The 17,704-nt window shown below is 57.1% G+C and carries 14 protein-coding genes, 1 tRNA gene, 1 pseudogene and 1 CRISPR repeat array; of the genes and pseudogenes, 6 read left to right on the forward strand and 10 right to left on the reverse strand.

Features of this window, described 5'->3' with window-relative positions:
• The 5 genes and pseudogenes from HMPREF0178_RS00670 to xerD all read right to left on the reverse strand — a co-directional run.
• A pseudogene (locus HMPREF0178_RS00670) lies at positions 1–1,097 on the reverse strand (DNA mismatch repair protein MutS); the annotation flags it as partial.
• A 67-nt stretch (positions 1,098–1,164) separates the two neighbouring features.
• Positions 1,165–1,575: a hypothetical protein gene (locus HMPREF0178_RS00675; protein WP_009367972.1), complete on the reverse strand. Its 411-nt coding sequence runs from the start codon at positions 1,573–1,575 to the stop codon at positions 1,165–1,167.
• Positions 1,576–1,585: 10 nt separating this feature from the next.
• Positions 1,586–2,092, reverse strand: a complete 507-nt coding sequence (locus HMPREF0178_RS00680) for an HIT domain-containing protein (protein ID WP_005027354.1) — start codon at positions 2,090–2,092, stop codon at positions 1,586–1,588.
• 93 nt (positions 2,093–2,185) lie between these two features.
• Positions 2,186–4,942: a CBS domain-containing protein gene (locus HMPREF0178_RS00685; protein ID WP_009367973.1), complete on the reverse strand. Its 2,757-nt coding sequence runs from the start codon at positions 4,940–4,942 to the stop codon at positions 2,186–2,188.
• An 18-nt stretch (positions 4,943–4,960) separates the two neighbouring features.
• Entirely contained in the window at positions 4,961–5,971 is a 1,011-nt protein-coding gene (gene xerD, locus HMPREF0178_RS00690; RefSeq protein ID WP_009367974.1) for a site-specific tyrosine recombinase XerD, read from the reverse strand.
• 77 nt (positions 5,972–6,048) lie between these two features.
• Between xerD and folK the strand changes: the two genes are divergently transcribed.
• The 3 genes from folK to cfa all read left to right on the forward strand — a co-directional run bounded on the left by folK (position 6,049) and on the right by cfa (position 8,253).
• Positions 6,049–6,549, forward strand: a complete 501-nt coding sequence (gene folK, locus HMPREF0178_RS00695) for a 2-amino-4-hydroxy-6-hydroxymethyldihydropteridine diphosphokinase (protein ID WP_232281153.1) — start codon at positions 6,049–6,051, stop codon at positions 6,547–6,549.
• Positions 6,550–6,570: 21 nt separating this feature from the next.
• Positions 6,571–6,858 carry a hypothetical protein gene (locus HMPREF0178_RS00700; protein ID WP_005027345.1) on the forward strand — a complete coding sequence of 96 codons (288 nt, stop codon included), beginning with the start codon at positions 6,571–6,573 and terminating at the stop codon, positions 6,856–6,858.
• A 282-nt stretch (positions 6,859–7,140) separates the two neighbouring features.
• Entirely contained in the window at positions 7,141–8,253 is a 1,113-nt protein-coding gene (gene cfa / locus HMPREF0178_RS00705; protein ID WP_009367976.1) for a cyclopropane fatty acyl phospholipid synthase, read from the forward strand.
• Between the two features lie 40 nt (positions 8,254–8,293).
• Here the strand turns inward: cfa and alr are convergent, their stop codons facing one another.
• A complete protein-coding gene (gene alr, locus HMPREF0178_RS00710) occupies positions 8,294–9,448 on the reverse strand; it encodes an alanine racemase (RefSeq protein WP_009367977.1) in 1,155 nt (384 codons plus the stop codon).
• A 417-nt stretch (positions 9,449–9,865) separates the two neighbouring features.
• Here alr and HMPREF0178_RS00715 point away from each other — a divergent pair, with 417 nt between their 5' ends.
• The 3 genes from HMPREF0178_RS00715 to HMPREF0178_RS00725 all read left to right on the forward strand — a co-directional run bounded on the left by HMPREF0178_RS00715 (position 9,866) and on the right by HMPREF0178_RS00725 (position 13,838).
• On the forward strand, positions 9,866–12,280 hold the full coding sequence (locus tag HMPREF0178_RS00715; protein WP_232281214.1) for an LPS-assembly protein LptD: 2,415 nt from the start codon (positions 9,866–9,868) through the stop codon (positions 12,278–12,280).
• A 94-nt stretch (positions 12,281–12,374) separates the two neighbouring features.
• Positions 12,375–12,467 (forward strand) — tRNA-Ser (locus HMPREF0178_RS00720).
• Positions 12,468–12,641: 174 nt separating this feature from the next.
• A complete protein-coding gene (locus HMPREF0178_RS00725) occupies positions 12,642–13,838 on the forward strand; it encodes an integrase arm-type DNA-binding domain-containing protein (RefSeq protein ID WP_232281154.1) in 1,197 nt (398 codons plus the stop codon).
• 315 nt (positions 13,839–14,153) lie between these two features.
• Here HMPREF0178_RS00725 and HMPREF0178_RS00730 read toward each other — a convergent pair whose 3' ends face one another.
• The 4 genes from HMPREF0178_RS00730 to HMPREF0178_RS00745 form a co-directional block, all read right to left on the reverse strand.
• Positions 14,154–14,441 carry a hypothetical protein gene (locus tag HMPREF0178_RS00730; RefSeq protein ID WP_009367980.1) on the reverse strand — a complete coding sequence of 96 codons (288 nt, stop codon included), beginning with the start codon at positions 14,439–14,441 and terminating at the stop codon, positions 14,154–14,156.
• A 187-nt stretch (positions 14,442–14,628) separates the two neighbouring features.
• Positions 14,629–15,616: direct repeats of the CRISPR family, unit length 28 nt; unit sequence GTTATCCGCCGTGTAGGCGGCTTAGAAG.
• A gap of 21 nt (positions 15,617–15,637) precedes the next feature.
• Positions 15,638–15,874: a helix-turn-helix domain-containing protein gene (locus HMPREF0178_RS22945; RefSeq protein ID WP_009367982.1), complete on the reverse strand. Its 237-nt coding sequence runs from the start codon at positions 15,872–15,874 to the stop codon at positions 15,638–15,640.
• Entirely contained in the window at positions 15,871–16,377 is a 507-nt protein-coding gene (locus tag HMPREF0178_RS20730; RefSeq protein WP_009367983.1) for an SAM-dependent methyltransferase, read from the reverse strand. Before HMPREF0178_RS20730 ends, HMPREF0178_RS22945 begins: the two co-directional genes overlap by 4 nt.
• 30 nt (positions 16,378–16,407) lie before the next feature.
• Complete coding sequence (locus HMPREF0178_RS00745) at positions 16,408–17,394, reverse strand: phosphoadenosine phosphosulfate reductase family protein (RefSeq protein WP_009367984.1); 987 nt, start codon at positions 17,392–17,394, stop codon at positions 16,408–16,410.
• Between the last annotated feature and the right edge of the window lie 310 nt (positions 17,395–17,704).

Here is a 17,704-nt window from a genome sequence, read left to right on the forward strand (position 1 = left end):
TTCAGGGCGATACGGGTAGACAGTCGCTCAAGATCATAAACGCCGGAAAGCGTTTCTCGCAGCTTTTTCCTGTTTTCGGGATGTGTGATAAGCCATGCAATGGCATCCTGCGTTTCCTGAATGGGCGCAAGCTCGCGCCAAGGGTTGCGCAGGCGCTCCTCAAGCAGGCGGCCGCCCATCGGCGTCTGCGTGGAGTCGATCACATGGCGCAGCGTACCTACGCCTTTACGCCCGTCGAGGCGGCGGAACAGTTCCAGATTGCGCTCCGTAACGTCGTCGATGAGGAGGTGCTGGCCGAGATCCAGAGGCTCGAACGGCGCAAGATGTTTGGTGTCCTGCATCTGCGTCTGTTCCAGGTAGGCGAGCAGTGCTCCGCAGGCCTGCACCAGCTCTTTGCGGCCTTCCAGACCCAAGGCTCCCAGTTCGGCGACGGACTGGGCGGCAAGGACGCGCTCGGCGGAACGCTTGTAGTCGAAATGGCTCCGCAGCGGGACGCGAACGGCCTGAATGTCCGTAAGGTGCAGCGAGGCCGGGACGTCGGCGTCTTCCGGCAACAGGAGTTCGCGCGGGGCGATCTTCTGCGCCCACTGCCAGAGTTCCTGACTCTTTTTGACATGCAGCCCGGCCCAGTAGCCGGTGGAGACGTCCACCCACGCGAACCCGCCGCGATCCGTGTCGGCACTCCAGAACAGGGCCCCGAGATAGGTATGCCCCTTGGGTTCGAGGCTGACGTCCTCAACGGCGGTCCCGGGCGTGTAGACGCGGGTGACGGCACGCTCGACAAGCCCCTTGGCGGCTCTGGGGTCTTCGACCTGATCGCAGAAGGCGATCTTGTAGCCCTTGTTCAGGAGCTGGCTGACGTAGCCTTCGGCGGCATGCCACGGGACGCCGCACATGGGAATGGGGGCTTCCGCGTTGGGATTGCGCGAAGTCAGCGCGATTTGAAGCTCACGCGAGGCGACTTCGGCATCCTCGAAAAAAAGTTCATAAAAGTCGCCCATGCGATAAAAGAGCAGGGCGTCAGGATAGCCCTCCTTGATGCGGAGGTACTGTTCGAACATAGGAGTAAGGCGGGGAGATGCGGGCTGTTGGCTCATATGCTGCAATAATGCCCACGCACGGCCCCGCGAGGGACCATCCGTGGGCATTATGAAAGATTAAGGGTTACGCCTGTTCGGTGAGCGCTGAAGCGGACTTTTTCGCGTTTTCGACATCTTCGGCGAGCTGGGCGGCCTTGGCTTCGGCGGCGTCAAGCTTCTTCTGAAGGGCCTCGTTGGTCTTGAGGGCCTTGGCGACGTCCTTTTCAAAGCCGCGGGCACGCATGTTGGCCATCGTCAGCTTGGCGGACAGGGAAACCCGGTCCCACATCAGCATGGCGAGGATACACAGGGCGCCAAGGACGAAACAGATGATCAGCAGGGTGTAGAAGGGCAGAGGAGCGGATTCGACCGGAGGGAGGAACAGAAGGTCGAGTTTCAGCGCGACGGCCTGCGAGAACGCACTCTGGTTCTGCACGAAGAACATCATGACCAGGAAAAACAGAATGACCAGCAGCAGCACTTTGATGTAACGCATAGACCTCTCCTCATGCGGGTTGGCCCGGGCGCAACCGGGCGAAAAGGGGTTTGAGTTTGGTATAGGTCGAAGCCAGATGATCGGGGATGACCCGCGTTTCACTCATCACGGCCATGAACGAAGAATCGCCATTCCAGCGGGGGACGAGATGGAAATGCAGGTGGTCGCGGATGCCCGCTCCGGCGGCTTCGCCGAGGTTGAGGCCTACATTGATGCCCTGCGGTTTGAAGAACTCCCTGAGAATGGTCGTGCACTGCTTGAGCAATTCCATGATTTCCGTCGATTCCTCCGCCGCCAGAAGCGGCAGATCCATGACGTGCCGCAGGGGAGCCACCATGATATGCCCGTTGTTGTACGGAAATTTGTTCATGATGACGAAAGCGGTCTTGCCACGGTACAGGACGAGCCGTTCCTCGTCATGGGAAAGATCATCGGGAGGGAGACACAGAACGCACGAATCCGGTTTCGGCCCCAAAATATAGTCCATGCGCCACGGGGCCCACAGAGGATGTGTCATACGACAGCTTCCTTGTCTTGAGTGAAAATCGTTTTTCCTCTTCTACACGGCAAGGGCGCTCACGGCAAGCCCTTCCCGTTTGCGGAGGGGGCCTCAGCGCGGCTTCTTCGGGGCGGCGTCCGCCGTCCCGTTTCCCGGAAATCCTTTCCTGATCAGTTCCTCAGCCAGTTTCAGCTGCGCTTCTCTCGTTTCGGCCTTCCCGTCCAGCTTTGCGGCGAGGACCATGCGCATCACGCTGCCGAACTGCGGCCCGGGCTCCAAGCCGAGGCGGTGCAGGTCGTCGCCGTTGATGTCCACCTTGATCTGCCGCCATTTGTAGATGTACTGGGAAACGCTGCTGCTGATTTCCTCGTTGTCGGAGCGGGCCATCAGGTAGAGCGTGCTTTCGAGGGGCAGGGGAGCAAGCAGGGCGCATAAGCGGCTTACGGACTGTTCCGCCTGCCCCTTCTTCTGCATATCCCGGTGCCAGTTGATGAGTTCCACCAGCGTCATGCGCACGCTTTCCCGCAGGCTGAGGATTTCTTCGCGCATCGTGGGCGTCAGCCCGAGGCGGTGCAGGATGTCCGCCGTCTCGATGGCCGGGACGGCACTGCACAGGGCCATGAGATACAGGGTGGAGAGTTCCGGCGTTTCCTTGAAATAGAGGAGGCGGTACCAGTCGATGACTTCGCGCAGGGAGTCGAGGAGCTCGTTCTTGTCGGCGTTCAGGACGAGGCTCGGATGGATTGCGGCTAGCACGCCGAGTTCGTTGAGGCGGCGCAGGCAGGTTTCCGGTTCGTCCTCGCGGAAGATGAGGTTCAGCTCGTGCAGGATGCGCGCGCCGGACAGTTTTTCCACGAGGTTCAGGGACAGGGCGTTCTTGATGAGCTTTTCGCCCTGCGTGCTGATGTGGAAGCCGTACCGCTGCTCAAAGCGCACGGCCCGGATGATGCGGGTGGGATCCTCCACGAAGCTCAGGGCGTGGATGATGCGGATCGTCTTGCGCTGGATGTCGCTCTGGCCGCCGAAGAAGTCGACGAGGCAGCCGAACTGCCCCTTGTTGAGGCGGAGGGCCATTGCGTTGATGGTGAAGTCGCGGCGGAACAGATCCATCTTGATGGAAGAGAGCTCCACGGTGGGCAGGGCGGCGGGGTATTTATAGTATTCGAGGCGCGCCGTGGCCACGTCGAGGCGTTGTTCCTCGCCGTTTTCGTCATGATAGATGATGAGGGCCGTCATGAAGGTCCGGTGCTCGCGGACGCGGCCTCCAAGTTCCTGCGCCAGCGCCTTGGCAAAGGCGATGCCGTCGCCTTCGACCACCAGATCGACGTCGTCGAACTCCACGGCGGGGCGGCTGAGCATGATGTCGCGGACGAAACCGCCCACGGCATAGACGCTGACCTGCAGGCGGTCCCCGAGTTCCCCGGCCCTGTGCAGCATGTGCAGCATGGGCTGCGGGAGCCGGGTGGACAGCAGCTTCGCCAGATTCCGTTCGCGTGCGCTGGTGTTGACCGGGATGGGCACGCCGGAAGGATCCTCGACGAACATGTTGATGAGGTCGGTGCGGGTGACCACGCCGATAACCTCGTTCTTCTCGACGACGGGAACCAGCCGCTGGTGCGCGCCCACGATGATCTTCATGAGGCGCTGGAGAGGGGCGTCCGGCGGGACCGTCAGGATGGTGCGCTGCATGTATTCGGAAACCGGCATGTCGCCCAGTTCGTGGGCAATAGCCTTGGAAGCCGTCTGGCATTCCATATAGCCGATGCAATGGCGCGTCCCCGCCCGGAAGACGGGAGCGGCCTTGAGGCCGTAGCGGTTCATGAGCTGTTCCGCTTCCCGGATGGTCTGCCTGTCCTCAATGCCGACGGCGGGCGAGGACATGAGATCCCGCGCCTGCTTGTTCGGGTTCACCTGCATGTACAACTGCTGGAAGATGGCGTCCTTGAGTTCGGGGATGGGGATACTCTTGACCGAAGCGGACGCCGCGAAACGGTGCCCCCCGCCCCCGAGCGCCTTGCAGATCTGGCCGACGTCCACGGCGTCCACGCGGCTGCGGGCCACGACCTGTACCTTTTCCTCCATGTTGGCGAGGGCGAACAGGACGTTGCAGGATTCCATCTCCATAAATTTCTGGGCGAGGTAGGCGAAATCGCCCATGAAGCTGTCCAGCGTCGCTTCGGCGAGGACCACGCTGTAAGGGCCGATTTCGTGCGCGGTGGCGGAGTCGAGCAGCTCGTTGAGAACCTTGATATGGACGCTGGTCATGCCCGTCTGGACGAGATCCGCGATGAAGGGCAGATCCATGCCGTGCTGGCGCAGCCACGCCCCCGCGAGGAAGTCTTCCGGTTTGGTGGACGTGTAGGTAAACGCGCCCGTGTCGCCGTAGATGCCGAGCCCGAGAAAGGTGGCTTCCTGACAGGCCGGGGTGATGCCCCGTTCCTGCAAGGCTTGGCAGATAAGCGTGCAGGTGGAGCCCGTGGTCCCGATGTGCGTCACGTCGGCATTGATGACCTTGCTCTTTTCGCCGGAGTAGGGGGTGGGAGTGGGGTGGTGATCCCATACCTCCACCTCCACGCCGGGAAGATCAAGCAGCTCCTGCACCTGCGGCACGCGGGAACGGATCTGCGTGTCCACGACGACGACGCGCTTCACGCTGGCGTGATCGATCTCTTTTATATTTTTGAAGGTATACAGAAACACGGCGGTTTCGTTGAAAAACTGGTTCAGCGGCTTTTCCATGCTGCCCGGGAAGATCATGATGCTGTCGGGGTAGATCATGGACATGCCGATCATCGAAGACAGGGCATCCCAGTCGGCGTTGCTGTGGCAGGTGATGACGGTGGGGGCGGAGGCCAGGGAAGGTTTCATGCGGTTTCCTTATGCAGCTTACGACAGGTCGTCTTCGGGAGAGGAGGCGTCATCCGGGCCGGACTCGGCGTGCTGGGACCGGGGATGGTATTTCCTGTGGATCTGGAGCAGGCGTTCGGACTGGACGTGCGTGTAGAGCTCCGTGGCGCTCATGTCCGCATGGCCGAGGAGGATCTGCACGGAACGGAGATCCGCTCCGCCTTCCAGCAGGTGGGTGGCGAAGGAGTGCCGGAACGTGTGCGGGGAAATGGGTTTTCGGATGCCAGCCTCCAGCGCGTAGCGTTTGACCAGCTTCCAGACGCCCTGCCGGGAGAGGCCGTTGCCGGAACGGTTGAGGAACACCCGGTCTTCAATGGGAGTAAAGAGGGGGCGCACGATTTTGAGGTATTCGGCCATGCGCATGACCGCCGCGTCATGCAGGGGGACAAGGCGCTCCTTGCTTCCCTTGCCGAAAATGCGCACGACGCCCCGCTGGAGATCCAGATCGATGGGTTGCAGTTCGATGAGTTCGGAAACGCGCATACCCGCGGCGTACAGCAGTTCCAGCATGGCCCGATCCCGGAGCCCGAGCTTGCTGGTGGCGTCCGGCGCGTTGAGCAGACGGATGATCTCATCCTGCGTCAGCACGTCGGGCAGGAGGGAGGGGAGCTTGGGCGTGTCGATGAGGGCGGCCGGGTTGGAGGCCAGCTCCCCCCGTTCGACGCACCATGCGAGGAAACTGCGCAGGGACGAAATGCGCCGCGCGAGCGTGCGGGTCGCGTCGCCGCGTTTGCGCAGCCAAGCGATGAACAGCGTGATGTTTTCGTCGTCTAGGCCGCTGAGGGGCGTTTCCAGCTCGTCGAGGAAGTCCCGGAGCGCGTCCAGATCTTGCCTGTAGGCGGCGACGGTGTTGCGCGAGAGCCCCCGTTCGGCTATGAGTCCATCAAGCCAGCGGGAAGCCAGTCTGGCGGGAAAACCTGCCGGAGTATCGGGGCACTGCCCGTTCTTGTCGGAAACGGGAGATGCATGGATTCGCGTGGTCGTCTTCATGTTCGCAGAATACACCAGAGCATGGGGAATCGCAAACCGGTCGCGGCTTTTGGAGTGATATGATGAATGAGCGGCATATGGCGTATGTGTGCATGGGTTCCAATATGGGCGAACCGGAAACGAATCTGGCCCGGGCGCGTGAGGTTTTGGGGTCCCTGCCGGGCTGGAAAATCGAGGCGTCGTCGCCCGTGTATTTTACGGAGCCGCAGGATATGCGCGACCAGCCCTGGTTCGCCAATCAGGTTCTCAAGGTATCCTGCGCTTTAGACATGACAGCCCCCGATTTTTTGGATATGCTGCTTGATGTGGAAAAGAGGTTGGGCCGCGTCCGGGAGACGTCGGACCCGGCGATGCGGTTCGGCCCGCGCGTTATCGATCTGGATCTCTTGTTGTTTGATCAGGAGCGCTGGGATACGCCGCATCTGGCTCTGCCCCATCCTCGCATGTCGGAACGGGCTTTTGTGCTTGTCCCTCTGCGGGATATCGAACCGAATCTGCTCCTCTCCGACGGACGGACTCCCGGAGAGGCGTTGCGTTCCCTCGCTCATGCCGTGGAAGGGAACCGCATCCGCCAGTAACGGCAATGCTGGAGTTGAACCATGTGGAAATGGTTGATCCTCATCCTTGTGGGCTATGCCCTGTATCGCATGTTCATGAACGACCGCAAAAAGAGCGGCGAGGATACCAAGAAGGAAAAGGAACATCTTATCGCTACCGGGGAGATGGTCAAAGACCCGGTTTGCGGAGCCTATATTGACTCCGACAGCAACATCACCGTTCGGGACGGCAAGACGGTTCACCGTTTTTGCAGCTACGACTGCCGCGACGAGTTCTTGAAGCGCATCGGAAAGCTGCCCGAGAAGACCGGCGGGGATGACGACGAATAATCTCCCTTGCGAAGGGCGGTTGCAGTCTTACAATAAAGAGGAGGCGGATTGTCCGTCTTCTCTTTTTTGATCATGGCGGCAGGGGCTCAGCCGCCCGCACAGCCTCTCCGAATAGTGGGGATTTTTTGGCTTTTTCGTGTCCCTCCGCATGGAGGAGGTTTTTATGGTTGAATGATTCTAGCGCCAACTAATAATTGAAGAAAAGGGTATTCCGTGGTGCATCATGGAAAGCCGCCTTTACTCCGGGAAGGGGTGTGAAGGCGATATTTTCGGAGGTTAGTCATGGATGCAAAAGCCGTTTTGACTTCGATGCTTGCTGAGGCGGATATCCGGGTTGGGGGAGACCGTCCCTGGGATATCCGGGTTCATAATGAAGGCCTGTATAAACGGGTGCTTCGGGAGGGGACGCTCGGAGCGGGCGAGGCCTATCTCGAGGGCTGGTGGGACTGCGACCAGCTGGATGTGATGTTTTGTAAGGCCCTTCACGCGCATCTGGAGGATAAGGTACGGCGCAACCTGCCCAACGCGCTGATCGTGGCGAGCCAGCTCCTGTTCAACCTGCAAAGCGTAGCCAGAGCCCCAATGGTCGCGGAACAGCATTACAATACGGACAACGCCATGTTCGCACGTATGCTGGGGCCTACGATGAATTACAGTTGCGGGTATTGGAAGGATGCCGAGACGCTGGACGAGGCGCAGCGCAACAAGATGGATCTGATTTGCCGGAAGCTGGATCTCAAGGAAGGGATGTCCGTGCTTGACATCGGGTGCGGCTGGGGTGGCCTTTCCTTATATATGGCCAGAGAATACGGGGTGAAGGTCACCGGGGTCACGATTTCCACGGAACAGCTGGCCTATGCCCGGGAACACGATGCCGGGCATCTCGTCAACTGGCTGCTGCAAGATTACCGTTCGATGGAAGGGCAGTTCGATCGCATCGTCTCCGTGGGGATGTTCGAGCACGTGGGACGGAAAAATTACGATATTTTCATGAAGACGACCAAACGGCTGCTGAAACCTTCGGGGCTGTTCCTGCTGCATACCATCGGCAACAGCAAGAAGAAGACGGGAACCGATCCGTGGATCAATAAATATATCTTCCCCAACGGGATGCTTCCCTCTCCCGTTTGCGTCGCAAAGGCCATCACCGGGCTTTATGTCATGGAAGACTGGCACAACTTCGGCGCCGATTACGACAAGACGCTCATGGCATGGCACCAGCGCTTTGAGGAAGGCTATGCGGAAGGCGCTTTCCAGTGCAGCGAGCGCGTACGCCGCATGTACCGGTACTATCTTTTAAGCTGCGCGGGCGCTTTCCGGGCGCGCGACATCCAGCTCTGGCAAATCGTGCTGAGCCCGGAAGGTGTGGAAGGCGGCTATTGCTGCCAGCGCTGAACGGTGCGGCGGGGAGCCCTGCCGCACCAGAAACTGAAGCTTAGGCCCGCCGGTTACTGTATTCGCTGAACTTTTTTTCGCTTACGCGGCGGTTGCGGCCTAGCGCACAGAATACCTCATAAGAAATGGTCCCCCACCATTCGGCAAGTTCCTCGGGCCGGATGGCCAGCGGGCCCGAGCCCCCCAGCAGGTAAGCCGTATCGCCGGGTTCGACGCCCGGGATATCGGTCACGTCGACGATGCACATCTGCATACACACCCGCCCAAGGATAGGGGCGCGCTGTCCCCGGATCAGGACCGACCCGCGCATGGACAGCGAACGCGGGTAGCCGTCGGCATAGCCAGCTCCGACGACGGCTACCCTGATGTCTTTGGGGGCGGTGTACAGGCAGCCGTAGCTGACCGTGGCACCTTTCACGACGGGGTGGACGGAAAGCACGGGAGCCGCCATCTCCATGACGGGAAGCAGGCCCATGCCCAGCTTGGCCCTGTCCGTGCCGTGAAGCGGATTTCCTCCGTAGAGCGTGACGCCGGGTCTGGCCAGATCGCCGACGTAGCTCGGCCAGCAGAGGAGGCCCGGAGAGTTTGTCAGGGATGTTTTGAGGTCCGGGAAAACGGCCTTCATGCTTTCCGTCGCTTCGTGGAAGCGGCGCGCCTGTTCGTGGGTGAAATCATCGAGTGCCGGAGTATCCGAAGCGGCGAGGTGCGACATGACCAGCACGGGCCGCACTTCCTTGAGCGTACGCAGATAATCGGCCAGCTCAGCCGCTTCATCCACGCGGAATCCCAGCCGGGACATGCCGGTATCGAACTTGATGGCAACCGTCAACGGCTTCGCCCGTCCCGTCAGATGGCTTTGCGCAAGGATCCGCTCAAGGCTTTCCCGGCTATGGACCAGCGGCGTGATATCGTAGCTTGCGGCGAGAGCCGTGTCTTCATCCCTTGCCAGTCCCATCAGGGCGAGCAGGAAAGCCGTATGCCCCTCCTGCCTGAGCAGTGCGCCTTCCCCCACGGAACCCACCGCCATATGCTGTATCCCCTCTTCCGCCAGTACGCGCGCGACGGCGACGACGCCGTGCCCGTAGGCGTCGGCCTTGATGACCGGCATGAGAGAAGGGTGGCGGTCCAGCAATGTTTTCAGGTTATGCCGAAGGTTTTCAAGGTGGACGGTGATGATGGCACTGCTCAAAAACATGGGACCTCCACGCTCAAGCGCTTTGCTGGTGAAAAAACAGGGACAAGGATTCTGGACGGTAAACGGGCGTGGAAACATCCCCCATTTCGTATCGCGGAAAAGTTATGGATGAATCGGAAAAAGGATCCTCTTTTTTTCGCCGCCCCCCGGCGGCGGGGAATAACCGAGGGTTTTTTTTGTTTGAAAAATGGGCTAGAGTACACTCCGCACGAACCAGAGCATGAAGCCGCGTTGTTTTTCAAAAGGCACCCCCGCGAGGGAGGCAGACGTTGAGAGGCTTCGGGATAGCGTCCGGCAATTGGTTCGAGTGATACAAAAGAAACGTTGCTGCGGAGTTATCCTTTTAAACACGCTCCTGTGCGGAGCATTTTTATAGTGCGTCCGAACGCTGGATGCAACAGGAAGTTTACCGTGCCCATGATTGTGCCCCTGCCTCGCGGAATGTTCCGGCTTGTGACAAAAACGGTTTGCGCGCCCATAGCTCTGCTGGCGCTTTTTCTTTGTTCGCCGGTCCATTCGTATGCCGCTACGGATGTGCTCACCATACCGATGGAAGACACGAAGGAGGCTTCGTGGAATCTTGAGGCGGACAAACTGGTCACGCTCAGCGACAATACCATCGTTGAGGCGCAGGGCGGGGTTGTCCTTCAGCGGGGAAACGACATCCTGAAAGCTGATTTCGCCCGGTACTATTCCGCGACAAACTGGGTTTATCTGAAAGGCAACGTGTTCGTCCGCATGGGCAAGGACGACATCCATTCAGATGAAGCCGAGTTTGATCTGCACTCCAAAACCGGCTGGCTGACGAATGGCCATGTTTTCATGGAGGGGCCGCACATTTATTTCAGCGGCTCGCGGATCATCAAGCATTGGGGTGATCGCTATACCTTCAACAAGGCAAAAGTGACGACCTGCGACGGAACCAGTCCCGCGTGGTCAATGAATGCCGAGCAGGCCGTCGTGGAGATTGACGGCTATGCCCAACTTTTCCACTCGACTTTTGACGTAAAAAATACGGGAATCTTTTACAGCCCCTTCATGGTATTGCCGGCAAAGACAACTCGCCAGTCCGGGTTGTTGCCGCCAGACTACGGCATCAGCGATAAGCGTGGTTTTTATTATACCCAGCCGTATTTCTGGGCCATTGATGAAAGCCATGATATGACGTTCTACGGTGGCTGGATGACGAAGATCGGGCCGTCGCTCAGTGTCGAATATCGGGCGAACGAATTTACGGATCAAAAGACATGGCTCGCCGCCACCGGCATCTACGATAAGGATACCGTGGCGATTCCAGGGACGAGCCGGGTAAGCGAAAATAAGCAAACGCTGCGTACCAACAACGATCGGTACTGGTTGCGCGGAATGGCCGACGGATTCCTTGGGGCTTCCACGTGGCGTTACCGCTCCAATATCGATTATGTTTCGGATCAGGACTTTCTTCGTGAGTTCAACCAAGGGCCTACAGGCTTTGACAGGACCCGTGACAATTTGTTCAGGATGTTTGGGCGTGATTTGCAGGAAGATGATCAAAACCGCGTGAGCGCCGCTTTGGTGAGCAATGATTGGCAGCGCGTGGGCATCGTCGCCAGTATGCGGTATGAGCAGGATCCTGCCCTCGGCCACGGGAACAGGGCGCAAAGCCAGGATGAACTGGTCCAGCGCCTGCCGCAGCTCGATTTGTTCCTGTATAAGGGCAGAATCGTTCCGCAGATTCCCTTGGAACTGGAAGCGCAGTTCCAGTCCGGATATATGTACCGTGCTTCGGGAACAACGGGCGGGCGTACGGAAATCTATCCCAAGCTCTCTGTTCCTCTGGATTTTGGCTTTGGTTCCGTCATCGGTACGGTCGGGCTCCGTCAGACCTACTACAATACGGATCGCAAGGAGCATACCAGCCCATTGGCCATGTACATGGACAATTCGGCTTCCCCACGTCAGACAGGCGAATCCCGTACCATGATCGATATGGACATCCAAGGGTACACGGAGGCCAGCCGCATCTGGCAAATTGGAGACGAATCGAGCATTCCGCTCAAACCTGAAAACGCCGGAAAGCAAATGTGGACGGCGGTTCGTCACGAAATCCAGCCGCGTATCCGGTATTCCCGCACGCCGCATGTTGATCAAGAAAAGAATCCTTTCTATTTAATGGAGGACAGAATCCTGCCCCGGGATGAACTGACATACTCCATCACCAATATTGTAACGCGAAAGGGTTCCATTGTTTCGGTAACCGGAGAGGGGGACAAGCAGGAAGCCCGGCGCAGTACTTTTTATCAGGATCTTTTGCGCTGGCGGATAGAGAGCGGCTACGACTTTGAAGAGGCCCGCCGGGATCGGTATCGGGATGAATATGGGCGCAGGCCATTTATGGATATCGTTTCGGATTTCGAGATCTATCCTTGGCCGTGGCTCGGGTATCATGATAAAACGTATTTCTCGGCGTATGATGGACAAGTTACACGCCATGATCATGATATCAACCTGCGGTACAAGGATAAGATATCATGGTACACCGGTATGAGCTTCCGTGATAAGTATTATGATTACAGAAAAAAATTCCAGTACGAAAACTGGAACAATGTCCAGCTTACTTCGGATTTGCGGCTTATCCACAATGACTTGACGATTAATTTAACACCTGAGTGGTCTATCAGGTTTGATGACTATCGCAATATGCGCCAAGGTGGAACATTCGGAAAAACCTACGATCAAAGTATTGATATTGCCTATTCGGCGCAATGTTACCGCATTATAGGCCGGTATAATTACGATGGTTACGACAAGAGTTATTCTATCATGGTAGAGCTTCCCGGCATTTTTGATTGATCGCCGGGGACGATAAAATCGAAAAAACGGTTGACAGGTACGGGAAGAATCGCTAGAAGAATCCACGAAACGACGCATTGAACGTCATTTCCACGGAGAGGTGGCCGAGACGGCCGAAGGCGCTCGCCTGCTAAGCGGGTATACGGATAAAACTGTATCGAGGGTTCGAATCCCTCCCTCTCCGCCATATTTGTATCTCATGAAGGCTCCTGACGACTCATAACGTCTCAGGAGCCTTTACTTTTTCCCCTCTCTTTCGTCTCACGAAGTCTCATATCGTCTCATATTATCTTTTGTCAGCTCACTCTTTTTTGGGGTATATTCGAGGGTATCTTCACCAAGTGGGGAATCCATACCCCAGTTGGATACCCCACATACCCCAGAGTTCCCTATGCTGACAGACACAAAAATCAAACAGGCTAAGGTCACGGATAAGCCCTACAAGATATACGATTCAGAGGGGCTTTACATAGAGGTTGCGCCGACCGGATCAAAGAGGTGGAGATGGCGCTATCGGTGGAACGGAAAGGAAAAGCTTCTGAGTTTTGGAATATACCCCGAAGTCCCCCTGAAGCTGGCCCGTGACAGGCGGGCAGCAGCGAAGGAGCTGCTTGTATCCGGGGTGGATCCTTCACAGGCCCGCAAGGAAGAGAAGGTTGAGAGCCGCGCGGCGGAGAACTCTTTTGCGGCGATGGCGGAGGAGTGGTACTCCCTGTACTCTGTGCCGTGGTCGGAGCACTACAAGGGGCTGGTGCGGCGCAGGATTGACGAATACTTGATCCCACGCTTGGGCAAACGCTCACTGTCGGAGATAACCCCCATCGAGATCATGGGTATCCTGACATCATTGGAGAAGCGGGGTGTCATTGAGACGGCAAATCGGGTTTTGGGGATTTGCTCGCAGATTTTCCGAAGGGCAGTGGCCACGGGAAAAGCCAAGAGCGATCCCTGCCGGGATTTGTGCGGGGCGCTGGCTCCGGCACAGGAGAAGCACCATGCCGCCCTGACCACGAAAGACGGTGCGCGTGCTGTGATGCGTGCCCTCGATGCGTATCAGGGCAGCTTTGTGGTGTGTGCGGCGGTGCGTTTCACGGCCCTGACGTTTGTGCGGCAGGGCGAATTACGTTTTGCTACATGGGATGAGATCGATTGGGAAGAGAGGATGTGGCTGATACCAGCCGAGAGGATGAAGATGCGGCGGGAGCATATGGTTCCGCTGTCGCGGCAGGCCATTGCTGTGCTGGAGGAGATGCGGCGCGTCAATGGGACGCAGCCTTACATCTTTACGGGGCAGGGGAGGCGGCGACGCCCGATCAGTGAGAATACAGTCCGGTGCGCGCTCCAATCAATGGGGTTTGCCGGGGAGATGACCGCGCATGGATTCCGCAGCATGGCATCCACCTTGCTCAACGAAATGGGCTGGCGCTCGGATGTTATCGAACGCCAGCTCGCACACGTTGATAAAAACAAGGTCCGTTCCGCGTATAATCGGGCGGAATACATCACCGAGCGTCGGCAGATGATGCAGGCGTGGGCTGATTTTCTTGATTCCCTGTGATGACTTTTTGCAAGGCGGACATCCGCCAGAGGGAAGAGCGGCCATGTTTTTCCGGCTGAGGATAGAATCCCGCCCAGACGCCTCGATACCATGTCGCCCGTGAAACGGGGATGACCTCAAGTACCTCTTTCAAGCGAAGGAGTCTGTCTTCCATTTTTTTCTCCAATTATCAGGTAAAAAAGAAAAATCCCGGTCAAAAAGCATACCGGGATTTTGTATATATGGGAGTGAAATATATTGTTCTATAGGGTTCAGGCGTTCTGTGATTTGCTTGATAGTCGTAAGGAACCCTTTGGGTTTTCAATAGCTCCGTTTTCATCCGCTTTCAGCGAGTGCAGAATCGACGTGTTCCGCGAGGATATGGAACCTCCTGTCGAGATCTCGCTTTGCGCCAGCAGACAGCCTGCGCTGGACATCATCGCTACACCGTTCGATCCAGCGGTCGACCTTCTTGACTTGTCTGCCAAGGTCGCCAAGCTGAGGAAGCGTTTCGGGCTTGAGAAGGGATAGCGCCACGGTAATCATGGACAGGGCCAGAACACAGCGGGTGTGCTGGATGGCCTCGTGCGGGTACGGGATTACGGGGTTGATGGGTCTTCGCATGTCGTTTCTCCAGAAAAAGGGGAAAGCCCCGGACATTAGTGAGGGGCTTCCTTTGGCTTCATAAAAAAGTTGTCTAAAAAAGAGATTGAGAATAAGGTAGTTACAAATAGAGAGGAAAAGTGAAGTTTCTGAAGTCTTTTCAGGTGTAACCTACTGAAAAGCAGAGATACTTTTGTAAAAGCCTCTAGTTATCCGCCGTGTAGGCGGCTTAGAAGACCACAAGAGCGCGGTACAGGCCAAGGCCAGCGTTATCCGCCGTGTAGGCGGCTTAGAAGACAAACACGTCCCCCGGTTCGTCCCCGTCGGAGTTATCCGCCGTGTAGGCGGCTTAGAAGAATCAAGGGGAAGCCGGATGCCCGCCGGACCGGTTATCCGCCGTGTAGGCGGCTTAGAAGATCCGGTATGACAACGGCCTGTTCCGGCGGCAGTTATCCGCCGTGTAGGCGGCTTAGAAGAGTCAGCGCGAGATGCAAGCCGAGAGTCTCCCGTTATCCGCCGTGTAGGCGGCTTAGAAGGCTCCGTCGCAAGGTTTCCCCGAAGCGGACGGGTTATCCGCCGTGTAGGCGGCTTAGAAGTCAAGCGCGAAGGCGAGAAGGCCCTCCGGGATGTTATCCGCCGTGTAGGCGGCTTAGAAGGTCTCGACGCTTCCGAAATACCGATCGGGATCGTTATCCGCCGTGTAGGCGGCTTAGAAGTCACGATGGACTCCATCGGATGCGACGCGGAAGTTATCCGCCGTGTAGGCGGCTTAGAAGCAACGCATCGCGCGCATCATGCACAGGCAATGGTTATCCGCCGTGTAGGCGGCTTAGAAGAATCAGAAGCAGCGTCAGCATTGGAGGAGCCAGTTATCCGCCGTGTAGGCGGCTTAGAAGGTAGCCATCCCGTGCTCACCGGGGAGCGCAAGGTTATCCGCCGTGTAGGCGGCTTAGAAGTGTCGTCACGGGAAAGGAACGCATGACGAAACGTTATCCGCCGTGTAGGCGGCTTAGAAGTCGGCACGGCGTTGCACGCGGCGACGATGTAGGTTATCCGCCGTGTAGGCGGCTTAGAAGTACTGGCATGGGCACTCGATTGGCACCTGCGAGTTATCCGCCGTGTAGGCGGCTTAGAAGCGAGCGTGGATTGAGTTCAAGCGCGAAGGGGAGTTATCCGCCGTGTAGGCGGCTTAGAAGTCATAAGTTTTTGGAGCAAGGTCAGTTCTTCGGACATGCTTCCTCCAAATGTACACGCGGAATCAAAATATCCGCGCTGAGTCCCAGAAGTTCACGTAGTATCGCGATTTCTGCCTTTGAGGGGCATCTCTTGCCTGTCAGCAGTTCAGAAGTCCGTCCCCGACTTTTCAGATACTTTGCCAGCTCAGACTGAGAAACGCCAAGATGTCCCATCGCAGTTCTGATGAGTCTTGCTGTGAACAAGGCGTCCTCGTTCATTTTCCTTCCTCCACGGCCTTGAGCGCTGCGTCCTTGTAAAAAGTCATCCAGTGTGTGTCTCGGCGTTTCGTTGTCGTATGTCCAAAAACTGGGCGTCTTGAAAAGCAGGAAAGCACCTCGCGCAAGCTGATTTGTGTTTCGTTCCATTTGAAAATCAAAGTTCCGCCCGGTTTCAAAACTCTCCAGCACTCGTCAAATCCCTTCGATAAGTCTTCGCTCCACGTTAGCCTATTAAGGCTTCCATATTTTTTCTTTATCCAAGACGTTTCTCCCGCTTGCAAGAGGTGTGGAGGATCGAAGCAAATAAGAAAAAAGGATTCGTCAGGAAAAGGTAACTTGCGAAAATCGCATACCGTATCTGGATTCACTTCAAAAACCCTTCCGTCACAAAGTATATGCTTTTCTCGTCTGCGGTCACAAAATACAGCACGGCGATCATTTTTATTGAACCAAAGCATTTTTCCACCGCAACAGGGATCAAGAATTTGTGGCGTTGAGTTCATTTAGCCCTCCACGGCCCTGCGTGCGGTTTCTCATTCACATAGCCCTCCCGCGTAGATACAAACATCGGAGGTGGACGGTTCCATCAGGGACCGTATATCGTACTGCTTTCCTCCTCGAAGGGTTTTTGACCAGAGTACGACTTCGTCGATCTGCGCCGGGCCAGAACTTCCCGGAGTAGTTGCGGCATGAAAAAATGTAGCGCGGCGCAAGCGTGACACCGCCCGAACTTCCTCTTCCCAGTGACGGATCTTTTCAATCGCCCACGGGAAAAGCTGTGCGGTAATACGGATGTCGTTTTTTGAGGAATTGATGCAGGGTAGGCACCCAACGCGCTCAAATCCCATGCCATACAAAGGGTTCAGATTGAGGCCATGCCGCTGGTGAATGGCGACCACATCCTTCAATGTCCACCCCATAAGCGGACGGTAAATGGTCAAACCTTCGGAATCGGGCGATTGCTCCCACATAGGGTAGCATGACCTCTTGAGGGATTCTTCGCTGCGGATACCCTGCCAGCTAAAGACGTTATAGCCTTCGTCAATCAGAGGATGTTGTACCATGAGCAGGGGAAGCCGCTTCAGCCGCTGAGAGCAAAACGCTGGGATTCGGCTGGGGAACATGCCTTTGGAGCGGCACAAGTCAAGGAAAGGCACCCCGGTAGCTTCAAGTCCATGTGCGAGTGCAGAATCAACACGTTCTTGCGGCCATGGATTTTTTGTTCTGGCGACGGCCTTCCCAGATTCCAAAAAGCGCTTCTTGCGGGCCAGGTCCACAGTGAAATCAGCCTTGATGATCTGAACTTTCGGCCCTCCGGTGCGTTCATGCAGACGGGCCACATACTCAAGAGTTTCAGGGTGCTCATTGCCCGTGTCAGCGCAGACGGCAAGGAAATCGCCGTCAAGCAGTTCCAAAGCGTGAAGATAAGTTGCGCCGCTGTCCTTTCCGCCAGAGACAGATACGACATGCCTCATGTTTTCGCGCGGGATAAATGGGGGAATATGGGTGTGCCCAAGCATTATGCCACCCCCAAATCTAATATGATGGGTTCTGTGCTGTTTTCTCTGTTCATCCTTCCTTCTCCCGCGCGTTGTTCATGCAGCCGCGCCCCTGCATACTATCCACAACACCCAAAGAAAAAAGGCGACCCACATCAGTGTGAGCCGCCTTTCGTTTGGGGTCATTCGTCGCCTTCGTATGGTGTTACATCCAGCACGTTGTAGGCGTACCTGTGCCGTCGGGATGGTTTGCCCCCTTCCGTGATGGGGAGCACGCGCAGGTCGTAGTAGGGGTAGGAGGGGGTGAACAGGATTTTGTCGACCTTTGCCG

This window comes from Bilophila sp. 4_1_30, from assembly GCF_000224655.1.
GTDB classification, from domain to species: Bacteria; Desulfobacterota; Desulfovibrionia; order Desulfovibrionales; family Desulfovibrionaceae; genus Bilophila; species Bilophila wadsworthia.